This is a genomic window from Marinomonas ushuaiensis DSM 15871 (assembly GCF_000521805.1).
GTDB lineage: Bacteria > Pseudomonadota > Gammaproteobacteria > Pseudomonadales > Marinomonadaceae > Marinomonas > Marinomonas ushuaiensis.
In genome coordinates this window covers 1-24346 of record NZ_JAMB01000012.1, presented here as the reverse complement: position 1 = coordinate 24346, position 24346 = coordinate 1, and the positions used below count along the sequence as shown (strand labels likewise).

At 40.7% G+C, this 24346-nt stretch carries 23 protein-coding genes and 4 tRNA genes; 8 read left to right on the top strand and 19 right to left on the bottom strand.

Annotated features, from left to right (window positions below; genetic code table 11):
• Positions 1–4: 4 nt before the first annotated feature.
• The 9 genes from secE to MUS1_RS12485 form a co-directional block, all read right to left on the bottom strand.
• Positions 5–373, bottom strand: coding sequence for a preprotein translocase subunit SecE (secE, locus tag MUS1_RS12525; protein WP_036163096.1), 369 nt, complete (start codon positions 371–373; stop codon positions 5–7).
• A 40-nt stretch (positions 374–413) separates the two neighbouring features.
• Positions 414–489: transfer RNA gene (locus MUS1_RS12520), tRNA-Trp, on the bottom strand.
• A gap of 116 nt (positions 490–605) precedes the next feature.
• Positions 606–681 (bottom strand) — tRNA-Thr (locus tag MUS1_RS12515).
• Positions 682–683: 2 nt separating this feature from the next.
• A tRNA-Gly gene (locus MUS1_RS12510) sits at positions 684–757 on the bottom strand.
• 3 nt (positions 758–760) lie between these two features.
• Positions 761–844: transfer RNA gene (locus MUS1_RS12505), tRNA-Tyr, on the bottom strand.
• Between the two features lie 74 nt (positions 845–918).
• Positions 919–1623, bottom strand: a complete 705-nt coding sequence (locus MUS1_RS12500; protein ID WP_036163094.1) for an SPOR domain-containing protein — start codon at positions 1621–1623, stop codon at positions 919–921.
• Positions 1620–2354 carry a type III pantothenate kinase gene (locus MUS1_RS12495; RefSeq protein WP_156924894.1) on the bottom strand — a complete coding sequence of 245 codons (735 nt, stop codon included), beginning with the start codon at positions 2352–2354 and terminating at the stop codon, positions 1620–1622. The genes MUS1_RS12500 and MUS1_RS12495 overlap by 4 nt, the downstream gene beginning before the upstream one ends.
• Positions 2338–3291, bottom strand: coding sequence for a biotin--[acetyl-CoA-carboxylase] ligase (locus tag MUS1_RS12490; RefSeq protein ID WP_036163090.1), 954 nt, complete (start codon positions 3289–3291; stop codon positions 2338–2340). Before MUS1_RS12490 ends, MUS1_RS12495 begins: the two co-directional genes overlap by 17 nt.
• Positions 3292–3318: 27 nt before the next feature.
• Positions 3319–4491: an alpha/beta hydrolase gene (locus MUS1_RS12485; protein ID WP_036163088.1), complete on the bottom strand. Its 1173-nt coding sequence runs from the start codon at positions 4489–4491 to the stop codon at positions 3319–3321.
• Positions 4492–4597: 106 nt separating this feature from the next.
• On the opposite strand from MUS1_RS12485, the gene MUS1_RS12480 reads away from it, so the two are divergent.
• From MUS1_RS12480 to MUS1_RS16435, 3 genes are read left to right on the top strand one after another with little or no spacing between them, the layout of a single operon-like run.
• A complete protein-coding gene (locus MUS1_RS12480; RefSeq protein ID WP_036163087.1) occupies positions 4598–5032 on the top strand; it encodes a GNAT family N-acetyltransferase in 435 nt (144 codons plus the stop codon).
• Positions 4920–5270: a family 1 glycosylhydrolase gene (locus tag MUS1_RS16270; protein ID WP_245595811.1), complete on the top strand. Its 351-nt coding sequence runs from the start codon at positions 4920–4922 to the stop codon at positions 5268–5270. The genes MUS1_RS12480 and MUS1_RS16270 overlap by 113 nt, the downstream gene beginning before the upstream one ends.
• Positions 5234–5518, top strand: coding sequence for a family 1 glycosylhydrolase (locus tag MUS1_RS16435; RefSeq protein WP_051436251.1), 285 nt, complete (start codon positions 5234–5236; stop codon positions 5516–5518). The genes MUS1_RS16270 and MUS1_RS16435 overlap by 37 nt, the downstream gene beginning before the upstream one ends.
• Before the next feature lie 378 nt (positions 5519–5896).
• On the opposite strand, the gene MUS1_RS12470 is transcribed toward MUS1_RS16435, so the two are convergent.
• Positions 5897–7561 (bottom strand): OpgD/OpgG family glucan biosynthesis protein, encoded by a 1665-nt coding sequence (locus MUS1_RS12470; RefSeq protein WP_036163085.1) that lies wholly within the window; start codon positions 7559–7561, stop codon positions 5897–5899.
• 230 nt (positions 7562–7791) lie between these two features.
• On the opposite strand from MUS1_RS12470, the gene MUS1_RS12465 reads away from it, so the two are divergent.
• From MUS1_RS12465 to MUS1_RS12455, 3 genes are all read left to right on the top strand, one after another.
• The gene (locus MUS1_RS12465) at positions 7792–9033 is read left to right on the top strand and encodes a uracil-xanthine permease family protein (protein ID WP_036163083.1); all 1242 of its coding nucleotides are present in this window, start codon (positions 7792–7794) and stop codon (positions 9031–9033) included.
• 512 nt (positions 9034–9545) lie between these two features.
• A complete protein-coding gene (locus MUS1_RS12460) occupies positions 9546–11681 on the top strand; it encodes a TonB-dependent hemoglobin/transferrin/lactoferrin family receptor (protein ID WP_036163082.1) in 2136 nt (711 codons plus the stop codon).
• Positions 11682–11916: 235 nt separating this feature from the next.
• Positions 11917–12984 (top strand): hemin-degrading factor, encoded by a 1068-nt coding sequence (locus MUS1_RS12455; RefSeq protein WP_051436250.1) that lies wholly within the window; start codon positions 11917–11919, stop codon positions 12982–12984.
• A 175-nt stretch (positions 12985–13159) separates the two neighbouring features.
• On the opposite strand, the gene MUS1_RS12450 is transcribed toward MUS1_RS12455, so the two are convergent.
• The 9 genes from MUS1_RS12450 to MUS1_RS12410 all read right to left on the bottom strand — a co-directional run bounded on the left by MUS1_RS12450 (position 13160) and on the right by MUS1_RS12410 (position 21023).
• Positions 13160–13960, bottom strand: coding sequence for a MetQ/NlpA family ABC transporter substrate-binding protein (locus tag MUS1_RS12450; protein WP_036163078.1), 801 nt, complete (start codon positions 13958–13960; stop codon positions 13160–13162).
• Positions 13961–13998: 38 nt separating this feature from the next.
• Positions 13999–14814: a MetQ/NlpA family lipoprotein gene (locus tag MUS1_RS12445; RefSeq protein ID WP_036163077.1), complete on the bottom strand. Its 816-nt coding sequence runs from the start codon at positions 14812–14814 to the stop codon at positions 13999–14001.
• A 54-nt stretch (positions 14815–14868) separates the two neighbouring features.
• A complete protein-coding gene (locus tag MUS1_RS12440) occupies positions 14869–15555 on the bottom strand; it encodes a methionine ABC transporter permease (RefSeq protein WP_036163076.1) in 687 nt (228 codons plus the stop codon).
• On the bottom strand, positions 15545–16579 hold the full coding sequence (gene metN / locus MUS1_RS12435) for a methionine ABC transporter ATP-binding protein MetN (RefSeq protein ID WP_036163075.1): 1035 nt from the start codon (positions 16577–16579) through the stop codon (positions 15545–15547). Before metN ends, MUS1_RS12440 begins: the two co-directional genes overlap by 11 nt.
• A 404-nt stretch (positions 16580–16983) precedes the next feature.
• Entirely contained in the window at positions 16984–17778 is a 795-nt protein-coding gene (locus MUS1_RS12430; RefSeq protein ID WP_036163073.1) for a heme ABC transporter ATP-binding protein, read from the bottom strand.
• 83 nt (positions 17779–17861) lie between these two features.
• The gene (locus MUS1_RS12425; protein ID WP_051436249.1) at positions 17862–18920 is read right to left on the bottom strand and encodes a FecCD family ABC transporter permease; all 1059 of its coding nucleotides are present in this window, start codon (positions 18918–18920) and stop codon (positions 17862–17864) included.
• 3 nt (positions 18921–18923) lie between these two features.
• Entirely contained in the window at positions 18924–19835 is a 912-nt protein-coding gene (locus MUS1_RS12420; protein WP_036163071.1) for a heme/hemin ABC transporter substrate-binding protein, read from the bottom strand.
• A gap of 143 nt (positions 19836–19978) precedes the next feature.
• Positions 19979–20569: a biliverdin-producing heme oxygenase gene (locus tag MUS1_RS12415; RefSeq protein ID WP_051436248.1), complete on the bottom strand. Its 591-nt coding sequence runs from the start codon at positions 20567–20569 to the stop codon at positions 19979–19981.
• Between the two features lie 70 nt (positions 20570–20639).
• Positions 20640–21023: a YbaN family protein gene (locus MUS1_RS12410; protein WP_245595808.1), complete on the bottom strand. Its 384-nt coding sequence runs from the start codon at positions 21021–21023 to the stop codon at positions 20640–20642.
• Positions 21024–22027: 1004 nt separating this feature from the next.
• Between MUS1_RS12410 and MUS1_RS12405 the strand changes: the two genes are divergently transcribed.
• Both MUS1_RS12405 and MUS1_RS12400 read left to right on the top strand, forming a co-directional pair.
• A complete protein-coding gene (locus MUS1_RS12405) occupies positions 22028–22696 on the top strand; it encodes a response regulator transcription factor (protein WP_036163069.1) in 669 nt (222 codons plus the stop codon).
• 4 nt (positions 22697–22700) lie between these two features.
• On the top strand, positions 22701–24089 hold the full coding sequence (locus MUS1_RS12400) for a sensor histidine kinase (RefSeq protein WP_036163066.1): 1389 nt from the start codon (positions 22701–22703) through the stop codon (positions 24087–24089).
• The last annotated feature ends 257 nt before the right edge of the window (positions 24090–24346 follow it).

The following is a 24346-nucleotide window of genomic DNA, read 5'->3' as shown; positions in this document are numbered from 1 at the left end:
ACTCCTAACTAATTACCGAGGAAACGACCCAACCAAGGAACGAATCCACTCCCCACAGTACGAGAGACATAAAAACAACAACCGCCAATACAATCAAAGTTGTTTGCATGGTTTCCTGTCTAGTTGGCCATACAACTCTGCGAATTTCCGTTTTAGCTTCTTTTGCCAAAGTAAAAAAAGCCTTACCCTTCACAGTTTGCAACGCAACAAAACCAGCAACACCAGCTAACACCAAGATAGCAATTAAGCGATACAATAGTGACTCAGCAGAATAATAGTTATTACCAATTACGCCTAACGCAACCAATAAAATAACAATAGCCCACTTAAACGCATCTCCGCGAGATGCTTGAGCTTCAGCATTAGAACTCATACTTCAGGTGATCCCTAACTAAAAAATAGGATACGAAAAATGGCAGGCCAAGAGGGACTCGAACCCCCAACAGCTGGTTTTGGAAACCAGTGCTCTACCAATTGAACTATTGGCCTACATTCGTATGGGCGGAGGATGATACCTAAACAAGCTAAAATTAGCAAGGGTACCTGCCCAAAAAACAGACAATAAAAAAGGTGGCTAAAACCACCTATCTTTTGCTTGGATAAGCTGGAGCTCATGAGCAGATTTGAACTGCCGACCTCACCCTTACCAAGGGTGTGCTCTACCAACTGAGCTACATGAGCATTGGAGCGGGTAGCGGGAATCGAACCCGCATATTCAGCTTGGAAGGCTGACGTTCTACCACTGAACTATACCCGCAAATGGTGGAGGGAGGTGGATTCGAACCACCGAAACTTTCGTGGCAGATTTACAATCTGCTCCCTTTGGCCACTCGGGAACCCCTCCACGTACTCAACGCTGCAACGCAACACCCCAAAAGGTGGGAGCCATTATATGAATCGTCTTCTTAATTGCAAGCACTAGCAGGGATTTTTTTCTAATTTTATCATCATCTTGGCAAGATCAAGGCGTGAGAGAAATTGCTCCCAGTCTTTTTCATCTACAGGCTGCTCTATGTCAATCTGCTGAAGCGGAACATTTCGCATATGTTCATATACATCAACACTATAACCTGACAGTTTTTGAATTCGTAGTTTTGCCTGCTCAGCCCTGTCCGTTGACGAATACAAACCTAGCGAAATTCGGTTTTTCATTTCGCCACGATTGATAACAAAACTGTCAATTGACTTCGCAGCCAATTCTTTCACGATTCGGCCAGCAATCTCTGATGTTTCAGGTGCCGCGATATAAAGCCAAAACCTTGCTCTTTTACCTATCACTTCTTTTACTTGATATCCCCAATCAAAATCTTTTAAAGCCTGTGCAATCTGTTTTTTATCATCTTCACGCTCAACCTCCAAGCGAGGGCAAAACAAATCAGGCGTATCAATAACCGTTTGATCAATAGCACTACTAAGCGCCTTTTCTAAACCGTCATTAGATGCCGAATCGGCCACGTAATCCTGCTGCGTAACTACAGGCGCCTCTGATAGCAGATATATTCTTTCACTAGTCGGCGGGCCATATATAGATTCCTCAACCGCCTTTGGCTTATCTTGAATAAAACTATGCCAACTAAGAAAAGCTGCGTTCAATAACACCACAAAAAGGAACAACCACTTCATTTATTGCCTCTTCTTTGTTCGTCACCAACCAACTTTGCGCCCAATGCAACAAGGTTTGGCTGACATTCTATTGGTATACCGAGCAAATCCAACAACACCTGCGCGTCACCCCCAGTAGCAACCCATCGACAATCAGGATAACGTCGGTGAATACGCTCTAAAAAACCCAGCGTCATTTCTAAACAACCTTCAGACACAGCTCTAGCTGTTGAGTTAGGTAACCCCTGCCCTGCAACGACCTCATTAGCGTCATATCGAACTCGTGCCGTCTTTGATAACAACGCACCCTCCATCATAACCAAACCTGGAGCAATATACCCACCCAAGTGAGCACCGTCTTTATCAACCACATCTACTTTAATTGCAGTACCTGCATCCACAACAACGGCATCACACGTCATAATGTGATGCGCAGCAACCACTCCAAGCCAACGATCAACACCCAACCTACTAGGCTCAACATAGGCATTATTAACACCACAAGCAGAAGATTGACTACTCAATGCAAAACATCGACTTTTAGGAAACTGCGACTGGATATCTGCATACAACAAGGCACTTTCTTCACTAGAGAGCACACTGGCCAAATAAACCGCATCCGGAATAAAACCGATAACAGCCAGGTCGCTTTCGTCACGTCTAGTCCACAGGATTTGATCATTTTCAAACGCCGTAAACTTGATACTTGTATTACCAGCGTCAACAACTAAAACCCTATCCTTTGCGAACACTAATCTCGCCCCCATGCAAAGCGATCAGCTCACCATTTTCCTCTATTAACAAAGCCCCCTTGCTATCAATCCCTCTCGCAATACCTTGGCGCTGCTGAGCAACAGAGCTCACCGTAACGAATTGATTAAATAGCACATCATAAGCTTGCCAATGATGCTGAAAATGCTTCATTCCATGACCACCTTCAAACAACTCACACACCCCAACCAACTCTTTAGTCAATTCGGCCAAAATAGTATTTCGACTTGGGCGAGGCTCGACCCTAGAAACAAGATCCGTCCACGGCTGATCAACACTCACCATAAAGGCTTCATCCATCTCGATATTCAAGCCAATACCAATAATCACATCGCACACATCTTGATCGGCCACCATTTCTAACAAAATGCCACAAATTTTTTGACCATCCACCTGAATATCGTTTGGCCACTTCAACCCAGGATTAGGGATACCCATTTTTTTGAGCACTCGCGCAACAGCAACACCCGCCGCCAGACTCAACCCCTCAACAACACTTGGGCCATTTTCAAACCGCCAAGCAAAAGACAGCGTCAGATTTTTCGCGACACCAGACTCCCAATGACGACCGCGACGACCTTTACCTTTAGTCTGACGCTCAACAGAGATCAGCGCAGGCAAAGGCTTCCCTTCATTAATATAACGCTTGGCATCTTGGTTTGTAGATTCGGTTTCAAAAGCCAGCTCAACATTGACAGTATCGGGCAAACCACAGTCTCGCAAAGAACTCTCAGACAAAAGCTCAATAACAGAAGGCAAACGATAGCCACGACCTTTCACTGAATGCACGGTCACACCGATGGCCTCAAGTTTTTTCAGTTTCTTCCACACCGCAGCACGAGTCACACCGAGCGCAACACCTAATTCTTCACCTGAGTGAAACTTATTATCAGTAAGCAAAGCTAAAACCGTATGCATTAAGGCTCTCCAATAACCATTTATCTGTTACTTATTAACACGCATAAAAGAAACGATATCTTGCATGAGCAAATCGAAGTCTGGGTTCCAAGATATTCTGGCCGCATGGGGGCTTTTTTCTAGCAAACCATCAGAACGCTCACCAAACCAATTATCCATGTCGGTAAAACAAGTCTGATACAAAGGCTCATCCGCTAGGTGCCAAGCACAAATACGATACTCACCCGCTTCACCATAATAGGGGTTAGCAGGGCTACCATGAACAGACATATGAGACAGGCCTAATATTCTAAATTGAGGCCAATCGGTATTATAAACCTTAACTCGCTCTCGGCTTCCACTTTCCTGCTCTTTACTATAAACCGTCATTCTACTGTTTGAACCAATCATACCTCCGTCAAACACCTCTTCAGTAACCGACGAATCTACGGTTTGATCATCTTGTGACATAGCAATATAAACAGGCAGTTTTTTAGGGTCATCCAAAATTAAACCACGCACTTCCTTTGATAATTTATACACCTCAGCAATAGCAGGAACAGGAATAGACGCATATTTAGCAAAATCATCTGACACATAAAAATCCAGCCAATCTTTTACAAGCGCCAACCAAGGCGAAAGCCAATCAATACCGCTGTTAATTTTAAAGGAAGGCGAAAATAGAATGGCGCCAGCCACCGCTGAAGCATTGTTCCAAGCGTATTCTGCCGCCAATGTACCTCCTGTAGAAAAACCACCTACATAAAGCACATCGACCTCTTTACTAAATTGGTCTGCTGCATTTCGAAATGAATCACGCCAATCATCTCTAGACACACTTAATAAATCTTCCATTCTTGTGCCATGGCCCGGCAACAAGATAACCCGCACATGATAACAAGCCGCTTGAAGTGCGCGTGCTGGGTCTCTCATTGAAAAAGGCGAATCTGATAAACCATGAGAGAGCAGTACCCCTACACGCTTACCCTCTTTACAGACGTCAGCGTCAGGAAGCAACTCAAAAGGCATAACCGCATTGAGCTCTCGATTCTTATTTACCTCATTAATCCATAACTTTTTTTCGTACAAATACTTTTCAGCTCTCGCCATATAATGAGGGAACATTTCATCTTGCTCGAAAACAAACTCTGCCTGCTTTTCATTAGCAAACGCTGGCAGAGCCAAAATGCATAGGCATAAAAATAGTATTATTTGCTGCACGACAAACACCCTCCATTACTAATTTATTCGGTCTAAAATATCACTATGCTATCATCGAACACCCAATCACTATAAACAATAAAAAGTAGACAACAAGCAATAGACAATGAAGCCACCTTATCCTAATGCAGAACTGGTTCCTTCTCTTTGGTTTCCTCTTGTTAAGAAGTTTTATCAAGAGCATTACCCAAGCGGTAAACCCAATAAAGCCGACCCAATCTGGGCGATACGCCATAATGGAAAAGTCATCTGCGCTGTACGATTGAAAAAAATAGGTAATGAGCAACTTCTCACCGCCATGGTGACAGACCCAACGTATCGAAACATAGGTCTCGGCAGCCATCTAATCAATGACATTCAGCCAGCACTTAACCAATTACCAAGTTATTGTTTTGCACTCACCCATCTTGTGCCCTTCTACAGCGAAAATCATTTCTCTGTCATATCGCCAGACCTGCTCTCTGAAGAACTTAAGAGCCGCTTCTACTCCTACTCCTTACAAGGGCGGAAAATTACAGCAATGCACTATTTACCTATCTAACTCAAAAAAAGCTAACGTCAGATTTTATTTTCGATGTCGCGACTGCCGCCTTCCGTCTATTTGCGATACGTTTTGTGCGGTACTAGGTAAAGTAAAAAACCAAGACAACGGCGAAGTGGCTTGCGACCACTACCATTTGTGGGAACAAGATATAGCACTCATCAGAAATCTAGGTGTAGATGCCTATCGATTGTCGATAGCTTGGCTTCATTTAACGAACCTTTTTTCGCAGTCATAGTAAGTTATGAATTAGGCATTCACGCGCCAGGGTTGAAGAAACCGCAATATGGCAGACAAGCTGCTCACCACATATTACTCGCACATGGATTAGCATTACCGACTATTCGTAAAAACGCCTCTAAAACACCAGTAGGCATTGTGTTAAACATGAACAAATCTTACGCGGCAAGCAATAAGTCAGAAGACCAATCTACTTTCTTAATGCGTAAAACATTAGACAATCAGTTTTTATTGAGTCATTGCTAAAAGGTCAATACCCGCAAATATTAAAACGAGTAGTACCAAAATATCTGCCAGCTGTATTACCAGGAAATATGGACATCATTTCACTGAAAATTGATTTTCTTGGCATGAATTTCTACACCTGAAACCACAACGCCTACGATGCAGACGAACTGTTTAAAGACGTTAAAAACAGTGAAACTTTAGAATATTCTGATATCGGCTGGGAAATAGCACCGCATGCCTTCACTGAACTGCTTGTAAATCTTAACAAACAAAGCAGTCATGACTACCGGGCTTTGCTCCACAGCAGAATTCGTAATTAGCCCCTTTCTTAACAAGAAAAAAAAGCGCTCGATCACTTGTATCGAGCGCTTTTCTGAGTATTAAAACTGTAATCGTTTATTTCAAATGACCAGCATTATGCAACTCTCGGTCTTCTTCCTCTGGCGGCATCCACTGATACAACCAAGTTTCTGTTAATGGCTGACCATTTACCTCTAAATACACACGCAAATTAATTGGCTTAGATTTGCCTTCCGGCGGCACTAAATCAAACATGGCACGATAGCCATCGATGGAATGCAAAGGACGAGCTGACTCAATCTCGGTACGGCCTTCCGACGAAGTGATTACTGCCTTCACCTTAGTATCATTGCCTAACATTTCCAAAGAACCACCAGCAAAATCGACCACGAAACGCTTACTGTAATAATTACGTTTTTTACCGATCACACCACCAATCCCCGTAAAGGTATCAACCACACGAGCTCGATTAGACCGCACAGGAGGCTGACTTCCCCAGTACATGTTGTAGCTGTAAAGCAACTCTTGCCCGGCTTCAATAGGTGCCGCAGGGTTCCAAAACGCGACTATATTATCAAAAGTTTCATCCAGCGTTGGAATTTCCACTAACTGTACTGAACCCTTCCCCCAATCTCCTACCGGCTCGATCCACAAACTCGGGCGTTTTTCATAAAACACGCCATCATCTTGGTAATGATCGAAATTACGATCTCGTTGCAACAGACCAAACCCTTTCGGACTTTCATCGCTATAAGAATTAAACTGTAACTGCTCTGGGTTGCTCAAAGGTCTCCAAATCCACTCTCCATTTCCGGTTTGCATCGCCAAACCATCTGAATCATGAATTTCAGCGCGCCAGTCATAATTCGTTCGACGATCATTTTCGCCGATCATAAACATACTGGTCATTGGCGCCACCCCCAAACGTTCAATGGCCTCACGAGGGTAAATAGCCGAATCCACTTTCATTTTAAAAGGTTCGCCCGGTGACATATCAAAGCGATACGCGCCTGACACACTAGGAGAATCCATCAAAGCATAAACAGTCACCTTGTCTGACCCAGGTTCAGGCTTTTCAAACCAAAAATCCGTAAAAATAGGAAACTCTTCAGGATGCGGCATCGCCGTATCAACAGCCAAACCACGGGCAGACAAACCATATTGCATCTCACTGCCTACTGCACGGAAATAACTCGCACCTAAAAACGCCACCACATCACGCTGCCAATCCGTTCCAAACTGCATTCTAAAACCAGCAAAACCAAGATCTTTCGAAAGCGCGTTGCCATCCACTTGCGACTTACCATAATCAAACGCATCCACCGAATAAGGAATTGGCGTCGATTTTCCACCTTCAAGCTCATTCATATGAACAGGCGTATCAAAGCCCAACCCTAAATGAAACATGCCCGCCCTAAAATCTGAATCATCCTGAGCCCATAAAGACGACTCTTTATCGAACTGAATTTCTTGATAATCATCCCAATCAAGACGCTTCAAATCATCTGGCAACTCGCCTTCATGACTGTTATAAAGTTGCGTCGCTAACTGACGAGCATAGCCTTTCAACCAAGCATAACTGAACGACTCACCTTCCGCTGGCTGTGCCGCAGATGGTGATGATGCAGTGGACTGCGATGCAGTAGATGATGTCGTTGCGCAGGCAGTCATGCTAAACAACACACCAACCGCAAACAGTGATCGGCCCGCAAAACGCTGCAGATCGTTCACACGACCAGCAATAACAGGGTAATTAGACATATTTATGACTCTATCCGCTAAAAGTTACAAGCTATGTTAGCGAATTCCCCCACACCCAAGTGTGCAGATTAAGTAAATATTTAATACATTCTCCTTAAATATTTCAAAAAAACTGACGCTTCGACTTAATGAGTCGCTGGAAAATCAGCAATTAGCAATCAAGAAGCCTAGTGCCGACTCTTTATTGACTATAGAATCTCACCAACTACCCCACAATAAGGACACTCGCTATGAAAAATCCCCTCCTAGGGCTCCAAATGCTTTTCGTTGCATTTGGTGCTTTGGTTCTAGTACCTTTATTAACAGGCCTTGATCCAAATGTTGCTCTTTTTGGCGCTGGTATCGGAACACTTTTATTTCAATTTACTACCCGCCGCTCCGTTCCAATATTCCTTGCATCATCGTTCGCCTTCATTGCTCCCATTATGTATGGCGTACAAACATGGGGCATTCCAGCGACTATGGGTGGCCTAATGGCGGCCGGTGTTGTTTATGTATTTATAGGTGCGCTGATTCGTATAAGAGGGGCTGGATTCATTCACACACTATTGCCTCCAGTCGTTATTGGACCAATCATCATGGTTATTGGTCTCGGCTTAGCACCTGTTGCAGTAAATATGGCATTAGGTAAAAGCGGTGATGGTTCAATACAAATCATCAATGCCGACATTGCCATTTGGATCGCCATTGCCTCATTATTAACGACTGTTCTTATTAGCGTTTATGCCAAAGGGTTATTTAAATTATTACCCGTTTTCGGCGGCATTGCAGTGGGGTATGTATTAAGCCTATTCTGCGGAATTGTTAGCTTTGACTCGGTACATAATGCAGCATGGTTTGCCATACCCAATTTTACCGCGCCAGAATTCAACATAAACGCCATTCTATTCATGCTCCCTGTTGCCATCGCACCCGCCGTTGAACACGTTGGCGACATTTTATCCATCTCCAATGTAACAGGGAAAAACTACCTTAAAAAACCAGGGCTACACCGCACGATTGCCGGTGACGGAATTGCAACCATTGCCGCGACTATGGTTGGCGCGCCACCAAACACAACCTACAGTGAAGTAACTGGTGCCGTTATGCTAACAAAAGCGTTTAACCCAATCATCATGACATGGGCCGCCATTGCAGCCATCATTCTTGCTTGGGTAGGAAAGCTTGGCGCCGTATTACAAACTATTCCTCTGCCAGTTATGGGAGGCATAATGATTCTATTATTTGGCTCCATCGCGGCTGTCGGTTTAAATACCCTGATTAAAAGCCAAGTCGATCTACATAAATCACGCAACCTTATTATAGTTGGCGTGACACTGGTATTCGGCATTGGCGGTATGGCATTTGGTATTGGTGAATTTAGCTTACAAGGCATCAGCTTATGCGGAATCGTCGCCATCACCTTAAACCTTATCTTGCCAAAAGATATTGGTGATAACCATATTGTCGACAATGCCCAAATGGAAGATTAACCCCTTCATTTAAAGATAGAACATCACTGCAAGCGGCCTCACCAATGAGGCCGCTTTACTATAATAAGGCCTTTGTCTTTCGTACATCCACACCATCAAAAAGCACCACAAAAAACCTAGAAACGAACCGTTTAATCACGGTCGAGCCTCCCTCATCAAACCTACAAGACCGAATGAAACGCAATCCAACCGTAGGGCGCCCCTTTAGATCGACACTAAATTATTCTGAATAACCAAAAGAAACATTTCATTATGTGAGCTCGCATCAGATTCATTTAATCGCATTTCTAATACAACATAACAGCCTCTCAATCTTGGTTGAATATAGTCATTAACTTAATTATATAAATCCAAACGGCAGATCATATTACTTTCTCGATCATTAGCCCTGAAATCAACACAGAACAAATGGTAATGAAAACCATTTGCAAATAAATGATCTTTTTATGATAATGATTATCGATTCCAATATAAGATATCAAAATTAATTTATATAAAATGAAGAGAGTTTTATGAAAAAAATCACTGCCCCTATCCCATTATCGCTAATCGCTCTATCTATTATGATCGCTAATTCTGCTTACTCTGCCGATATAAACATTTCTGAATATCAATTAGATACAGTTAAAATTGAGGCAAGGGCTTTGACAGATGATCCCACTATTGTTGGTAGTTCGGTATCGACTATTGATAATGATGACATTGAACAGTCACTTACTCGTAATTTGGATGACTTGGTTCGTTATGAGCCAGGCGTAGAAGCTAGTCAGGACTCACGCTTTGGTATTAGCAGTATCAATATCCGAGGACTAGACGGTAATCGCGTTAAAATTAGTGTTGATGGCGTTACCCAAGCTGATTCTTATGGTCCCACATCAACCTATATAAGAGCAGGGCGTAATACTGTTGATATGGATTCCCTAGAGTCCGTAGAAATTATCAAAGGAGGAGATGTTCTAGAAGGAAGTGGTGCTTTAGGTGGTGTAGTAAAATATCAAACAAAAGAACCTAGTAGCTTTTTAGCGCCAGAAGGTAATGATACAAGTGCCTCTCTTAAAGCTGGATATACAAGTGCTTCTGATGAGTTCAATCAAACTCTAACAATAGCCAACCGTACAGGTGAAACAGAGTCACTTTTTGTATACACAAACAGAGACGGCCATGAAACCGAAAATTACGACGGGGATGCGGGGTCAGACCAAACCGTAGGCGATACAAGATCTTCAGTTGATCCAGCCGATACAGGCTCTGATAATTTCCTGTTTAAAGTACAACAACAACTCAACAGCTATAATCGTGTTGGTTTAGTTGGGGAATACTATGAAAGTACATCTGAATCGACGTTATTTTCGGAAAGTAATAGCACGAATCAGCATAGCTCAGATGATGAAATCACACGCAGTCGTGTCGGTTTTTTTCATGAAAATACAAACTCGAATGCACTATATGATCGTCTAAAATGGCAACTCGATTACCAAGATACCAAAACGAATAACATAACCTATCAATCTAGCACAGATAGAACAGATGATCGTTTCTATGAAGAAGAAGCAATTAGTTTTAAAGCAGATGCTGTTAAACAAGTTAATGCTCACCAGCTTCGCTATGGAATGAATTACGACAGAAAGTCACTAGAAAACTTAAATATAAACATCGAAGGCAGCACCACGACAAAATCTCGTTTTTCACCGGTCGCTGATGCAAATATTATCGGTTTGTATTTAGAAGATAACTGGGCAGCCACCGACAAGCTTACTTTGGTACCCGCTATCCGTTTAGACAGCTATAAATATACAACAACAGGTGATGAATATATTGATTCATGGGGTGACAGTTCAAATGAAGCCATAACAGCTCAGTTAGCGACAGAGTATGAACTAAATGAAAATTATACGATTTTTGGTAAAGCTGGCTCAGGCTTTAGAGCACCTAATTTAGACGAGCTATATTATTACTACGCCAACTCATCTGGATTCTACCAAGTTACACCTAATCCTGACTTAGAGCCCGAAGAAAGCCTTTTTATCGAAGCCGGTATTCATGCTCATAATATGTATGGGGAAGTGGAATTAACTGCTTTTTACAATGATTACAAGAACTTCATTACGGATGTGAACTTGGGCACATCAACATTTCCATGGGGTGAATATACTAATGTAAACCTAGATCAAGTTGTCATTAAAGGTGCTGAAATAAAAGGAAGGCTAGATCTTTCGAAAACCTTTCCTTCTATGGGGGATGGCTGGCAATTAAACGGCGCGCTTGCCTATGCCGAAGGCGATGACCTAGGTAATAATGAACCACTTGACAGCATCTCTCCTCTCACCGCAGTTATAGGCTTGGGATATGATGCGCCATCTGGTAAATGGGGTGGGCAGTCAAATGTCACTTGGGCATCCAGTAAAAAAGAAGAAACTATAACTGACAGTAACCAGTGGCTTGCTACATCAAGCTATCACCTAGTAGATGTTACAGCCTATTATAAACCAACCAACAATTTGACCATTAATGCAGGTGTATTCAATTTGACAGATGAAGAATACACAACTTGGAACGATGTCAGAGACATAACTAATAGCAGCACAAATCTTAGTCGCTATACCAGAGTGGGTCGTAATGTAGGGATTGATGCCACACTAACTTTCTAATTTACATAAACATTTCAAATCAACCCTGCATCTTTTTTGAAGGTTGATATTTTTGTTAGTCATTCAGTACATGATAGTTATTATTGACCGTTGCTAGGCCTCCGAAAAATCCATCACCGTAAAACCTCATCGGGCTGTATGGCGCTATGAACAACAGTCGAGAACACTCTAAATACCTTAAACAACTACGCGGATTAAATTCAAATAAATAGTGTTAAACATAATGGAGAAATATATGCCCTTACAGAGCAAATTTGATCGTTCAGATGTAGAAACGGAACTGGCTCAAAAGTACCAACAATATGTAGCAGAGAACCCAAAGGCCAGACGACGTGATATTGCAGAAGTCTTAAACATAAGTGAAGCCGCACTACTTGATGCTCAAGCAGGCGTGCAAAGTATTCGGTTAAAAAACGAGGTGAAAGAGATCATCGAAGCTTTGCCTACCTTAGGTTACGTAATGACATTAATGCGTAACGATAATGCGGTACATGAACGCAAAGGCATTTATCAAAACATTAAGATAAATGGCGCTATGGGCTTAATCATTGCGGATGATAGGAAAATTGATCTTAGATTATTCTTGAGCCGATGGAAGCATGTGTTTGCCATAAAAGAATCAACCAATTCAGGTGACCGCTATAGCCTACAATTCTTTGATGGCCAAGGCGTGGCGATTCAAAAAATATTTTTACAGCCAGACAGTGACGTTCAAGCTTATGAGGCTTTGTTGGATTTACACACAGAAACCGACCAAACATCACCTTTGGTTTTTTCTGCCGTAGAAGAAAAACCAGCTTCAACCAATACCGACAAGGTAGACCAGAAAGCATTGATAGAAGATTGGTCAAACATAACAAATGTTCATCAATTTATGGGGTTACTCAAACACCATAATGTCACGCGAGAACAAGCCTTTAAATTGGTTGGGAAAAAATACGCAGAACCTTTTACGCCTTCTAAATTAGAAGACGTATTAAACAAGGCGTCCCAAGGTGCCATACCTATTATGTGTTTTGTGGGGAACAACGGCGGCATACAAATACACACAGGTGTAGTGAATAAAATTGTCACCATGGGCGATTGGCTTAATGTATTAGACCCGGAATTTAACCTGCATTTATTAATGTCCGGCGTGGCAAGTGCTTGGGTAGTCAGAAAACCCACCACCGATGGCAACATCACCTCATTAGAACTGTACGATAAAAACAGCGATCAAATTGCTCAATTCTTTGGACAGCGAACAGAAGGGGAATTAGAAAATACACAGTGGAAAGCCCTAGCAGAATCTGTATTGGCATAAATACCAAGCTACAGAAAGCCTACAAAACCCAATAAAACGCCAACAAATCGTAGGTCGTGCCTTTAGGCCTACAAAGAAAAGTCACCTGTCGCGATAAATCACGACCTACACCAAATCGTAGGTCGTGCCTTTAGGCCGACAAAAGCATGGAGCCCATCGCGATCTATATTAAGTATTAAAAAGCGGCTTCGATTGTGCCTTTATACTTAGTATCAATAAAGTCTCGAATCGCTTGTGATTGAAAGATCTCTACGAGCTTTTTATAGGTTTCGTTGTCTTTATCTTGCTCACGAGCCGCTATTTTCATCACTGCAAAATCAGCGTCTTTAGACTCAAGATAGATACCTTGTTCGGCAGGATTTAAACCCGCAGACATAACGTAGTTCATCGTAATCACAGATGCATCAACATCGTCTAAAGTACGTGGTAATTGCGCAGCTTCAACTTCAACAAACTCAAATTGCTTTGGATTTTCAGCAATATCATAAATCGTTGTTTTTACCCCTGCATCTGCTTTTAAAGAGATCAAGTTAGCATCGGCCAATAAAATCAGCGCACGGCTGCCATTCGTAGGGTCATTCGGAATAGATATGCGTGATTTTTCAGGTAACTCTGCGATAGATTTATATTTGGAAGAATAAATCCCCATGCGCATCAAGATCGAACGACCAACAGAAACCAGCTTTTGATCACTGTTACTATTAAAGTTATCCAAAAATGGCTGATGCTGGTAGCTGTTAAGGTCTAAGCTACCATCGGCCAATGCCGCATTTGGTGTGATGTAGTCAGAAAAAATGACTACCTCAACGTCCAGACCTTGTTTTTTCGCTTCCGCCGCAACAGCTTCAACCACTTCGGCATGCGGGCCAACTGTTGCACCCACCTTGATAGCTTTCGCTTCTTCTTTACCACAAGCAGCTAGACCAAAAATTAATGGCACAATACAAAGTAGCTTGGTAATTTTCGTGTTAAACATCGTTATTCCCTTTAAAAAAATTTGAAAAAGCAATTTGATTACCAGCCTTTTACAACACCGTCTTTAAATTCTTTCATAGCTGCCTTGTACACTTCTTCAGACTGATACGCTTTAACGAAATTCTTTACATTTTCCGCATCAACATTGTCTTTACGAGCAACAATCAGGTTTACATAAGGAGAATCTTTATCTTCAACAAAGATACCGTCTTTTTCTGGTGAAAGATCAATACTGCTAGCGTACGTTGTGTTGATAATAGCAAGAGCCACATCGCCCAAAGATCGAGGAAGCTGCGCCGCTTCTAACTCAATAATTTTTAGATTTTTAGGACTACTGATAATATCAAGTACTGTTGCTTTCAAACCAACCCCTTCTTTTAAGGTAATAAGGTTCTGTTTTTCAAGCAATATTAAAGAACGAGCTAAGTTTGTTGGATCATTTGGAACCGCGAGTTGATCGCCTTCTTTTAGCTTATCAAGGGATTTGATTGTATTCGAGTAACCTGCAATTGGATAAACAAAAGAATTGCCTGCAATCGCAAATTCATAGCCTCTATCTTTCATTTGTTGATCAAGATAAGGCTTATGTTGAAATGCATTAACATCAATAGAACCTTCTTCCAAAGCCGCATTCGGTGTGATGTAATCAGAAAAAACAACAAGTTTAACGTCTAAGTTATATTTTTCTTTTGCCACTCTAACGGCTACTTCTGCAACCTGCTCTTCAGCGCCAGCAATAACACCAACTGTGATTTTATTCGTATCCGCCGCGGCTTCTTTATCATTACAACCCGCCAACAGCACGGTTAGAGCAAGCCCAGTAACAGAGACAAGGCTCTTAATATTAAAATTCATGGTATTTCTCCTTTATCAAGGACCATCCCTGATTTAAAAAATGGAATTAATCTGTTAACGATGATCGACTCGTTTTACCAAGTAATCACCAAGTGATTGAATTATTTGTACAAGTAAAACAAGGATAACAATGGTCATCATCATAACGGCAGCATCGAAGCGCTGATAACCATAACGAATCCCTACATCACCAAGACCACCACCACCGACCGTACCGGCCATCGCGGAATAACCAACCAAGGTTACCAAGGTAATCGTCACTGCATTAATAATGCCTGGCAAAGCTTCGGGAAGAAGTACTTTCAGTATGATTTGCTTCGGTTTAGCTCCCATTGCTTGAGCAGCTTCGACCAAACCTGAGGGCACTTCTAACAATGCTCCTTCAATGAGGCGAGCAATAAACGGAATCGCAGCAATAGCAAGAGGCACTATGGCTGCCGCAGTTCCGATGGAGCTGCCCACAACAAAACGTGTAAAAGGAATAATCGCCACGAGTAAAATAATAAACGGTATTGAGCGACCAATATTAACAACGGTGCCCAGTACTTTATTCAGAATTTTATTATCCAATAAACCTGATTTCTTCGTTAAATGAAGCAATACGCCTAAAGGAATACCGAAAATAAAGCCGACCAAACCAGCAATCAAGACCATTAATATGGTTTGTCCTAATGCTGAAATTAATAGGTCAATAAGACGGTCATTATTCACCCACCAGTCAAACACCATATCAAGCGACATAACCTAAAACCTCTACTTCAATTTTATTCTTTTTAAGGAAAGTGATCGCTTGCTCAGTGGCTTCTGATGTGCCAAAAAACTCTGCTAACATCAAGCCAAATTTAATACCACCGACATAATCCATGTTTGAACTAAGAATACTAATGTCCAGATTACACTCTCTCGCTACCTGACTAATAATAGGCGCATCGACCGACGCACCAGTAAACTCTAAACGCACCAGTGGGTGACGGCTTGCACCTTTAGACGTGGATAAGCGTGCCAAATAATCTGCAGGTATAGAAAGATCCAATGTTGAACGAATAAACTGACGGGCAAGTTCTGTTTTAGGATGAGCAAAAATATCGCCTACAGCGCCCTGTTCAACCAATTTACCATCACCAATAATAGCGACATCAGTACAAATGCTTTTCACTACTGCCATTTCATGCGTTATAAGCAGAATCGTAATATTGAATTCTTTGTTTATCTTGCGTAACAATTCAAGAATAGATTGTGTTGTTGCTGGGTCTAGCGCACTCGTCGCTTCATCACACAACAAGACTTTAGGATCAGACGCCAAGGCTCGAGCAATCGCAACTCGCTGCTTTTGGCCACCACTCAAATTCGCTGGGTAACTGTCTTTTTTATCTTCTAACCCAACCAACTTTAATAAGCTGTCTACTTTCGCTTTGATCGCCTGTTTATTGATGCCTGCTAATTCAAGCGGTAACCCCACGTTATCAAACGCATTACGAGATGACAGCAGATTGAAATGCTGGAAAATCATCCCGATTTTTCGACGAGTTAACGTTAACTCGTTATTAGAAAGCGTATTCAGATCAACACCATCAACAAAAACGCTGCCGCCTGTTGGGCGCTCTAATAAATTAACGCAACGAATCAGTGTACTTTTACCCGCACCTGATGACCCAATAACGCCATAAATAGCGCCTTCAGAAATACTAAGATTAATATCATCAAGCGCCTTGATCGTACGACCACCTTGATAAAAGACCTTATTCACATTTTTTATTTGTATCATCAAAAATCCTGGAATTATAAGCGCTTATGCCATATAGCTGTGATTCCCTTTCCCTAGAGAGGGCACGAATAAGTCGTCTAGGTCTCAGCCTTTCATAAACAACAGCGCGACCTTAAAACGTCTAGCCTGCTTAGTCAATTAAGAGCTAATACCTTATACAATGATGCTTATATTAGTTTGCTATATGCTTTCTCGACTGTTTAATTGAAAGCCTAGTATGAATGTTTTTTAGAGATGAGGTACGCAGTTAATTTCATGATCATATAAAAAAAAAACACTTCCAACCCCGTACCTATGATGTATTTTGTTGAACAGTAACGAACGAGAGAATACACAGCTGCAAAACTGATCTGAATCTGTGTGGCATAAATCACGACTTACACCAAATCGTAGGCCTTGGTTTTTCATTGATTTCTATCTAACAAAATAGACGGTTTTACTTCTTTTGACTGATGGAAATATTCTGCTTTTATTCCGTACACCTTTTCAAGGTAGGATCGCTGCAAGACATTTTCTGACTCGCCTTTGGTAACAATTTCACCGTTATTGAGTAGCACTAATTGGTCGGCAAAGCTGGCGGCTAATGATAGGTCGTGGACAACGGCGAGTACTCCAATATTACGTTTGGTCAGTTCTTTTGCTAATGACAATACATGATACTGATGAAACACATCGAGACTAGATGTTGGTTCATCAAGAAAAAGGTAGCGGGCTTCTTCTTGTTCATAAGGTTGCCATAATTGTGCCAATACTCTAGCCAGTTGCGTACGTTGCTGTTCGCCACCTGACAATGTCATAAAATTACGTTCTGCAAGATGACTAATTTCCATAAAATTCATGACGTCTTTAATAATTTTTTGTCTCTGACATTTAGACACTTGTTCTTCATAGATAAAGCAGCCCATGGAAACAATTTCCATTACGGTGAAACCGAATCCCATTTCATAGGATTGAGTCATAACCGCTCGCGTTTTCGCTAAATTGATTGGACTATAAGATTGAATGGGGTTTTGGTTAATGAATATTTCACCCGTGTCTGGGTGTATGTCACCAGAGCATGCTTTTAATAAGCTGGATTTACCCGCGCCATTAGGGCCAATAAGAACCGTTAGTTCATTGGGGTTTATGGTTAAATCGATGGTGTCGAGTAAGGTTTTTTCACCAATAGAAATAGATAAGGACTGGATGTTAATACTCATGATACTTTTCCTGTGAATCTAAAATGAGACCTTTGCACGACGACTGTTCTTGCTAATACTTTGTTAAAAACAGATTCAAAATATTAGTGCCGATTGGTTTGCTTATATAAAACGAATAAAAAGAAAGGCCCACCTAACGCACTGGTTACCAAGCCAATAGGGAGCTCTGCTGGGATAATCGCAACCCGTGCAATGATATCGGTTATGGTTAAAAAACTCGCACCAAGAAGCATACTGACAGGGAAAAGAAATCGATGGTCAGGGCCAATTAAAATCCTTACAAAATGCGGTACGACAAAACCAACAAAACCAATCATGCCACTAATTGAAACAGCTGCACCAACCGCCATAGCGGTATACACGAAGACTTGTTTTTTTAATCGTGAAACAGAAACACCAAGGTGTTGAGCTTGTGCTTCACCAAGTAGGTATAGGTTTAAGGGCTTGGCAAGCCGGCTAAGGCCAATAAGACTAATGAAAATTAAGACTAAAACAGGAAGCGTTAATGACCATCCGTTACCGCCTAAATTCCCCATCGTCCAGAAGGTAAGCTCTCTTAATTCACTGTCCGTACTGATCAAGGTTAAAATGCCAATCATAGAACCAACTATCGCATTCACTGCAATACCAGCTAATAACAAAGTGATTATTGTGAACTGACCTTGTCTGTTGCTTAATTTATATATTATGGCGCAAACACCTAAGCAGCCAATCATGGCGCCTATTGGTAAGGCATACACGCCAACAGTGGCCATCATAATAGGAAACAGTGAATGCCCAAGTACGATGACTATAACCGCGCCTAATGCACCGCCGCCAGCCACGCCAATAAGCCCAGGGTCGGCTAAAGGATTTCTGAAAAGTGCTTGCATTGCCGCACCGCTAAGACCTAATGCCGCCCCTACCGCAAGGGATAAAACGGTTCTAGGTAAACGAATTTCAAAAAGAACACGAGCAGACAGTGAATCTTGTGCTGGAGAAAAGCCATGTGAAACATAAGATAAAATGTCACTTCCCGATAAGGAAACAGCCCCTATCGCCATGGCAAAAATAGCGGAGAAAACAAGTAAGGCTAAGGTAATAGGAACGGCCAATAATTGACGCGCCCCTCGTTGTTTATTAATTGTAAGTGTATCTAACATAGATCAGTGTCCCGAAATAGAAGAGACATCATGTGGATAGCGAAATGTATAACCTTCAGGTAATGGGAAGTCTTTGTAAATCATGGTGCCTAGCTCAACAATAGCCTGCGGTGTACGAGGGCCAAAGCCAAGTAAATAGTTCCCATCTATAGTATGGATGGCTTTATTTTTAACGGCTGTCGTGTATTTAAAGTGAGAAAGCTCGCTGACCTGTTCGAACACATTACCTCCTCGATTCATTACGATAATGACATCAGGATTTAGGTCTAAAGCTGACTCAGGGGAAAGCTTTTTCCAACCTTTATAGTCGGCTAGTACGTTTATCCCACGAGCGTCTTTGATTACAGTGTTAGCGGACGTTTCACCGCCAGCCGCAATAGGTGTTCCGTTGCCAATTGTCAGTAGAAATAATACACGAGGTGATTTTGTATCAGAGGCTGAAAGTTGTTTGTTGGCGTAAGCGAGAGCGTCTATATCTATCTGAATTTCATCTAAAAGTGCTTCGCCTTTTTCTTCGACATTAAGTAATTGGGCTATTTTGGTGATTTTGTTTTTTAATGCAGGAAGACTGTTGTCTTCATGGATGATGACGGTTTTCACACCAACACTTTCTACTTGTTTGAGTGTTTTTGTTGGCCCAGTATCGTCTTCACCAAGTAATAAGTCTGGTTTAAGAGATAAAACGCCCTCTGCAGAAATGTTACGAACATAACCAAGTATGGGGAAGTTTTTAGCTTCTTCTGGAAAAGTACTTGTGCTGTCGACACCAACAATTCTATCTTGCTCACCAAGTTTGAATATTATTTCTGTAATCGACCCTCCGGCAACCGCAATTCGTTCAGGTTGCGCCGAAAAAGCAACTGTATTTACGAAAAAAACGATAAGAGTGAAGAAAGTTAATCGAAGCTTAATCATGAGAATCCCAAGTTTATAAAAAGTCATAAGAAATGACGGTTAGTTGTTAATCAATGTTATTGATACTTATCACTAATTATCCCAGCTGCCTGCCGCCAATCTGGGGCTTTTGCACGAAGTAACGAGAGAAAGCCTCTACGTTATTAAGCCGCGAGCTGAGCCAATGTTTTTTTGTAAAAAGCAAAGGCATCTATCGCACCTTGTACCGCACGCGCTTCTTGTTCTTCAGTGAGTGATAACGCATCTAATTGAGCTACAAATTTACGCCAATGAGGCGCCCGTCCTTCAGGATGAGCAGCAAGGTGCCTCGCGCCGTTCTCTGCATCGAAGTTCAATTTTTGAGTTTCTTTATAGAGAAATGCCGCGCCGATGTTTGAACCTTCACTGCAATATAACCAACCAATAGCCTGATAAAGGTCCGTCAGTTTAGCTAACAAAGCTTCATCCATATTTGTATCTAATCCTAAGTCTTTCAAGTCAGACTCGACTGCGGACAATCTAGGTAGCTCATCCAGACCCGGAAAAAACGCTTGAAGCTCTTTACGTTGATAAAGTGGAGCCACAGACAAATGAAAAATATGCTGCAAACGCAGGAATTTTGTATAATTTTCATTATTTAAAAACGGTTCAGACGCCATAACCATTTTATCAACTCCGTCATGATTAACTCGTGTTGAATACTTTAAACGTTTTGATAAACCTTCTATTTTTTGATCTTTTTCTATTGTTGACATACTGAACCTCACTAAAAAATATTTTATATATAAATATCGTCGATATTTATATTAACGAAACCAATGTTATCTAGTTTCTTTTTACAACAATGGGTCGAGACCAAATCCAAATAAACCCTACTAACATTCCAGATAAAGAGAAAAACAAAATATAAGAATTAACTTCGTTATAAATCAATATAAATGCACAAAAAAACATACTTATCGATGACATAATCTTACTATTTTTAGAAATAACTCTTCCATTATTCCAATTATAAATAGCAGGACCTGTAAATTTATTTTGATGTAAAAAACGATAAATTCTTGGTGAACCTTTTGATGACGACCAAGCGCAAAGCAATACAAATTCTGTTGCAGGAATGCCCGGGACCAAAACACCAACAAATGCCATGATCAAGCTAAAAACAGCGATCACTTGATAAAGAAACTGCTTACTTTTAGTCATCATCATATTAAATTTTTAACTGTCATTTTCATAATTCATCACTCCCGATTACACCTCCAAGCACTTCTCTATATTCGTACTGAAAAGAACATCATAATCCAAAAATTGCGGGCAACGGTGTAATGAATTTATCGTTTAATAACACATTCATATTAATAATTTCCATTAGATACATATCGTATTTTATTTTGTTATTATAAATAATATTCAATTTTGACAAACTTTTAATATCGATAAGTATATTTTCTAAAGAAACAATAGAATGTGATCTCTTAATTATTCCATCACCAACTAAATCTTATAATATTTCATCTGACATGGTGTAATTTTCTTCATTGTAATTAAAATCTTTCATGGTTTCTTTTAAATCGCTGCCAACAATCGAAACAACAAGAAAAATTCTTATCAATTCAAAAAACATCATCGAAACAAAAATAATAACGGGTAATATAAAAACTATTTCAATATAAAAATTTGCCTTTTTTTTTATAAAATTGACTCAAATAATCATTCATTCCGTTCTCTTATAAAAATCGATTTCAAAACAGCAACTATCGATGCTTCCTACGAACACCATTATACACACCAATAATATTGATTATCATTAACAAGTCAATAATCAAAGCATTAAGAATGCTTAATAAATAGATACTAGCTCTTTGTGACCTAGCTGATAGGATGGCTCATTATTAAACTAAATAAGATCGCATCATTTTTCTGTAGAAAGAATATTAGAAGTCTTTAGGTGTGTGTACGGACAAAACTGAAACAAGGTAAAAATAGACTATCAAGTCGCATTTATGACTTATAAATGCGTATTTCAAACAAAATTAATAAGCGTAACCATCAAGTAAAAATCACTATCCCGTAGCTTAGTCAAAAGTATTGAAATCGAATAATGCATGAAAGAAAATGATAATTTTTTGATGTTAATAGTTATCATTAGCATGTATTATACTGCCTCTCATTGCAACCAATCATTACCATTTTCGTTATAAAAGGTAGTAAATATGCGTGTTCTTATTGTTGAAGATGATGCCTCTGTAAGCCATTGGATAAGTAGCAAATTACATAAGTCGGGCCACTCATGCAAACTAGTAGACAATGGAAAAGACGCATTAAAACTGATAAAAGAAGAAGTATTCGATGTTATTTTATTGGATCGAATCATACCTATAATTGATGGGATTCAACTGTTAGGCATGCTTGATTCCACACCCCATCCTCCTATCCTTATTTTATCGGCAAATGATCAAATATCTGACCGAATAGAAGGACTTAAAGCAGGAGCGGATGACTATCTAGGCAAGCCTTTTGATTTTACTGAGCTGCTTTTGCGGTTAGAGCGTCTCTATTTCCGAACCAAAAAAGTTACTACTTCCAGTAACCTAATTAAAATTAAAGACATAATGATTGATCTTGAGCTTCATGAAGTCACACGATCAGGTCTACGCATAGATTTAACCAATAAAGAATTTAAACTACTCTACGTACTTGCTGAACACCCTGGACAAACGGTGACACGAAGTATGTTGTTAGAAAAGGCTTGGGGGTATCACTTTGATCCACAAACTAATGTGCTAGATGTTCACCTTTCAAAATTAAGACAGAAACTAGACGGAGATTCTAAAAAACCAATCATAAGAACCATTCGCTCAGTTGGTTACGCCATAGGATAAGACTGTGCTCATTAAATCATTACTTCGTAGCAGCAGCTTTCGACAAGCAGCAATAGTGGCTTTCATCAGCTTACTTATTTCTTCAGCATCCATTGTGGTTTGTGACTATATTCTAGACAATATTATGAAAAGTCATGTCCGAAGCATGATATTCGAAAACCTTGAAGATCAAGAGTTAATCAGGTTACTGAACAATAATGAAGCACTTATCAGCAAGCTAGATAGCGATGCATCTGCAGATAACAGAAAAGACCACTTTACCTTTCTGCTTAACGCTTCGGGGAAACTTCTATATGGAAATAAAAATAATCTTACAGATGAACACCTTGCTACTCTCAACTCAAAAAGAACAAATCCCCCTAGCATCATAACGCTTAAAAATGACAATATAGAACTGCTTGGGCTATTGATACCTCTAGCCAATGGCAGCTTGTATTTCAATGCCTATAACATTCGTCCAATGATTCTTCAAACACGCATCATCCCGCTTATGACTGGCGCTGGGTTACTCGCCATACAATTATCTATACTATTGATTAGCCTGCCTTTTAGTTTACATAACTTATATCGAGTTAATCATATTATTGAAACCTTAGAGAAATATACGAATGGAAAACACAAAGTAAGAGTCAGTTACAAAAATAATGGAGATGAATTTGGTCAGCTTAGTAAAGAAATCAATCAAGTATTGGCACGAACAGAAAAGCTTATGGAAGAAGTTCGTAGCATTACAAGCCATGTTGCTCACGAACTAAGAACCCCCCTAACCCGTCTACAGCATAGGTTAATTAATATTTCAGAACGCGTAGAGAATGAAGAACTTATAGAGCTAGAGCTAGCCATCAAGGAGTCAGAACAGATTCAAATGCTATTTCGTTCCATTATGCGTTTATCCGAAGTAGAAACAGAACGGGTCAGCCTCCAAAAAGACAAAATTAACGCCTATGAGATTTTGTATGAAGCCTACGAGTATTATCAGCCATTAGCCGAAAGCAAGGGTATTGAAATCAAACTTGAGGTAAATAGAAAGCTGTCATTCTATGCGGATAGAATCCTTATATTCCAAGCCATTGCTAACTTATTAGACAACGCTATCAAGTATGCTCCAGAGAGTAGAACTATCACCCTCGGCATAGAGTCAACGCAAAGTGCAACGTTAATAAAAATTGCGGATCAAGGGAAAGGCATTCCAGAAGAAAGTAAGCTATTTGTTACCCAAAGGTTTAAGCGACTTGCAAGCAAAACAGAGATATTTGGTCATGGACTTGGCCTCACCTTGGTTCATGCAATTGCTTCGCTACATAATGGTGACTTAGACCTAATAAATACTCACCCAGGACTATGTGTTTGCTTGAAAATTTGCCCAAACAAAACCATTAATCAGAACGATTGAAAGCCGATTCACGCTTTGCTTATCTAATAATTTCGATAGGGTCTCATTGGGTCTTGTAGATTTGATGAGGAAGGCACGACCGTGATCAAACAGCTCTTGTTGTGGTTTTGGATAGCACGTAATTTATTGTGTCGCATCACTTTTATCGTCGAATCACGCTTCGTACCTCATCTCATCCGACCTACCATTAGCTAGGGCCTTACAGGCTTTTTTTTAAAAAGGAGCGTCTTTGTTGGCATTTGCGCTGACGCGTTGAG

Bases quoted from the DNA above. Each gene is read 5' to 3' on its own strand.
- MUS1_RS12500 (WP_036163094.1), bottom strand. From the start codon at position 1,623: ATGAAGTGGTTGTTCCTTTTTGTGGTGTTATTGAACGCAGCTTTTCTT.
- MUS1_RS12425 (WP_051436249.1), bottom strand. From the start codon at position 18,920: ATGTTAGATACACTTACAATTAATAAACAACGAGGGGCGCGTCAATTA.
- secE (WP_036163096.1), bottom strand. From the start codon at position 373: ATGAGTTCTAATGCTGAAGCTCAAGCATCTCGCGGAGATGCGTTTAAG.
- MUS1_RS12415 (WP_051436248.1), bottom strand. From the start codon at position 20,569: ATGTCAACAATAGAAAAAGATCAAAAAATAGAAGGTTTATCAAAACGT.
- MUS1_RS12460 (WP_036163082.1), top strand. From the start codon at position 9,546: ATGAAAAAAATCACTGCCCCTATCCCATTATCGCTAATCGCTCTATCT.
- MUS1_RS12450 (WP_036163078.1), bottom strand. From the start codon at position 13,960: ATGTTTAACACGAAAATTACCAAGCTACTTTGTATTGTGCCATTAATT.
- MUS1_RS12405 (WP_036163069.1), top strand. From the start codon at position 22,028: ATGCGTGTTCTTATTGTTGAAGATGATGCCTCTGTAAGCCATTGGATA.
- MUS1_RS12410 (WP_245595808.1), bottom strand. From the start codon at position 21,023: ATGATGATGACTAAAAGTAAGCAGTTTCTTTATCAAGTGATCGCTGTT.
- MUS1_RS12480 (WP_036163087.1), top strand. From the start codon at position 4,598: ATGAAGCCACCTTATCCTAATGCAGAACTGGTTCCTTCTCTTTGGTTT.
- MUS1_RS12455 (WP_051436250.1), top strand. From the start codon at position 11,917: ATGCCCTTACAGAGCAAATTTGATCGTTCAGATGTAGAAACGGAACTG.
- metN (WP_036163075.1), bottom strand. From the start codon at position 16,579: ATGATACAAATAAAAAATGTGAATAAGGTCTTTTATCAAGGTGGTCGT.
- MUS1_RS12470 (WP_036163085.1), bottom strand. From the start codon at position 7,561: ATGTCTAATTACCCTGTTATTGCTGGTCGTGTGAACGATCTGCAGCGT.
- MUS1_RS12430 (WP_036163073.1), bottom strand. From the start codon at position 17,778: ATGAGTATTAACATCCAGTCCTTATCTATTTCTATTGGTGAAAAAACC.
- MUS1_RS12420 (WP_036163071.1), bottom strand. From the start codon at position 19,835: ATGATTAAGCTTCGATTAACTTTCTTCACTCTTATCGTTTTTTTCGTA.
- MUS1_RS12440 (WP_036163076.1), bottom strand. From the start codon at position 15,555: ATGTCGCTTGATATGGTGTTTGACTGGTGGGTGAATAATGACCGTCTT.
- MUS1_RS12445 (WP_036163077.1), bottom strand. From the start codon at position 14,814: ATGAATTTTAATATTAAGAGCCTTGTCTCTGTTACTGGGCTTGCTCTA.
- MUS1_RS12490 (WP_036163090.1), bottom strand. From the start codon at position 3,291: ATGCATACGGTTTTAGCTTTGCTTACTGATAATAAGTTTCACTCAGGT.
- MUS1_RS12465 (WP_036163083.1), top strand. From the start codon at position 7,792: ATGAAAAATCCCCTCCTAGGGCTCCAAATGCTTTTCGTTGCATTTGGT.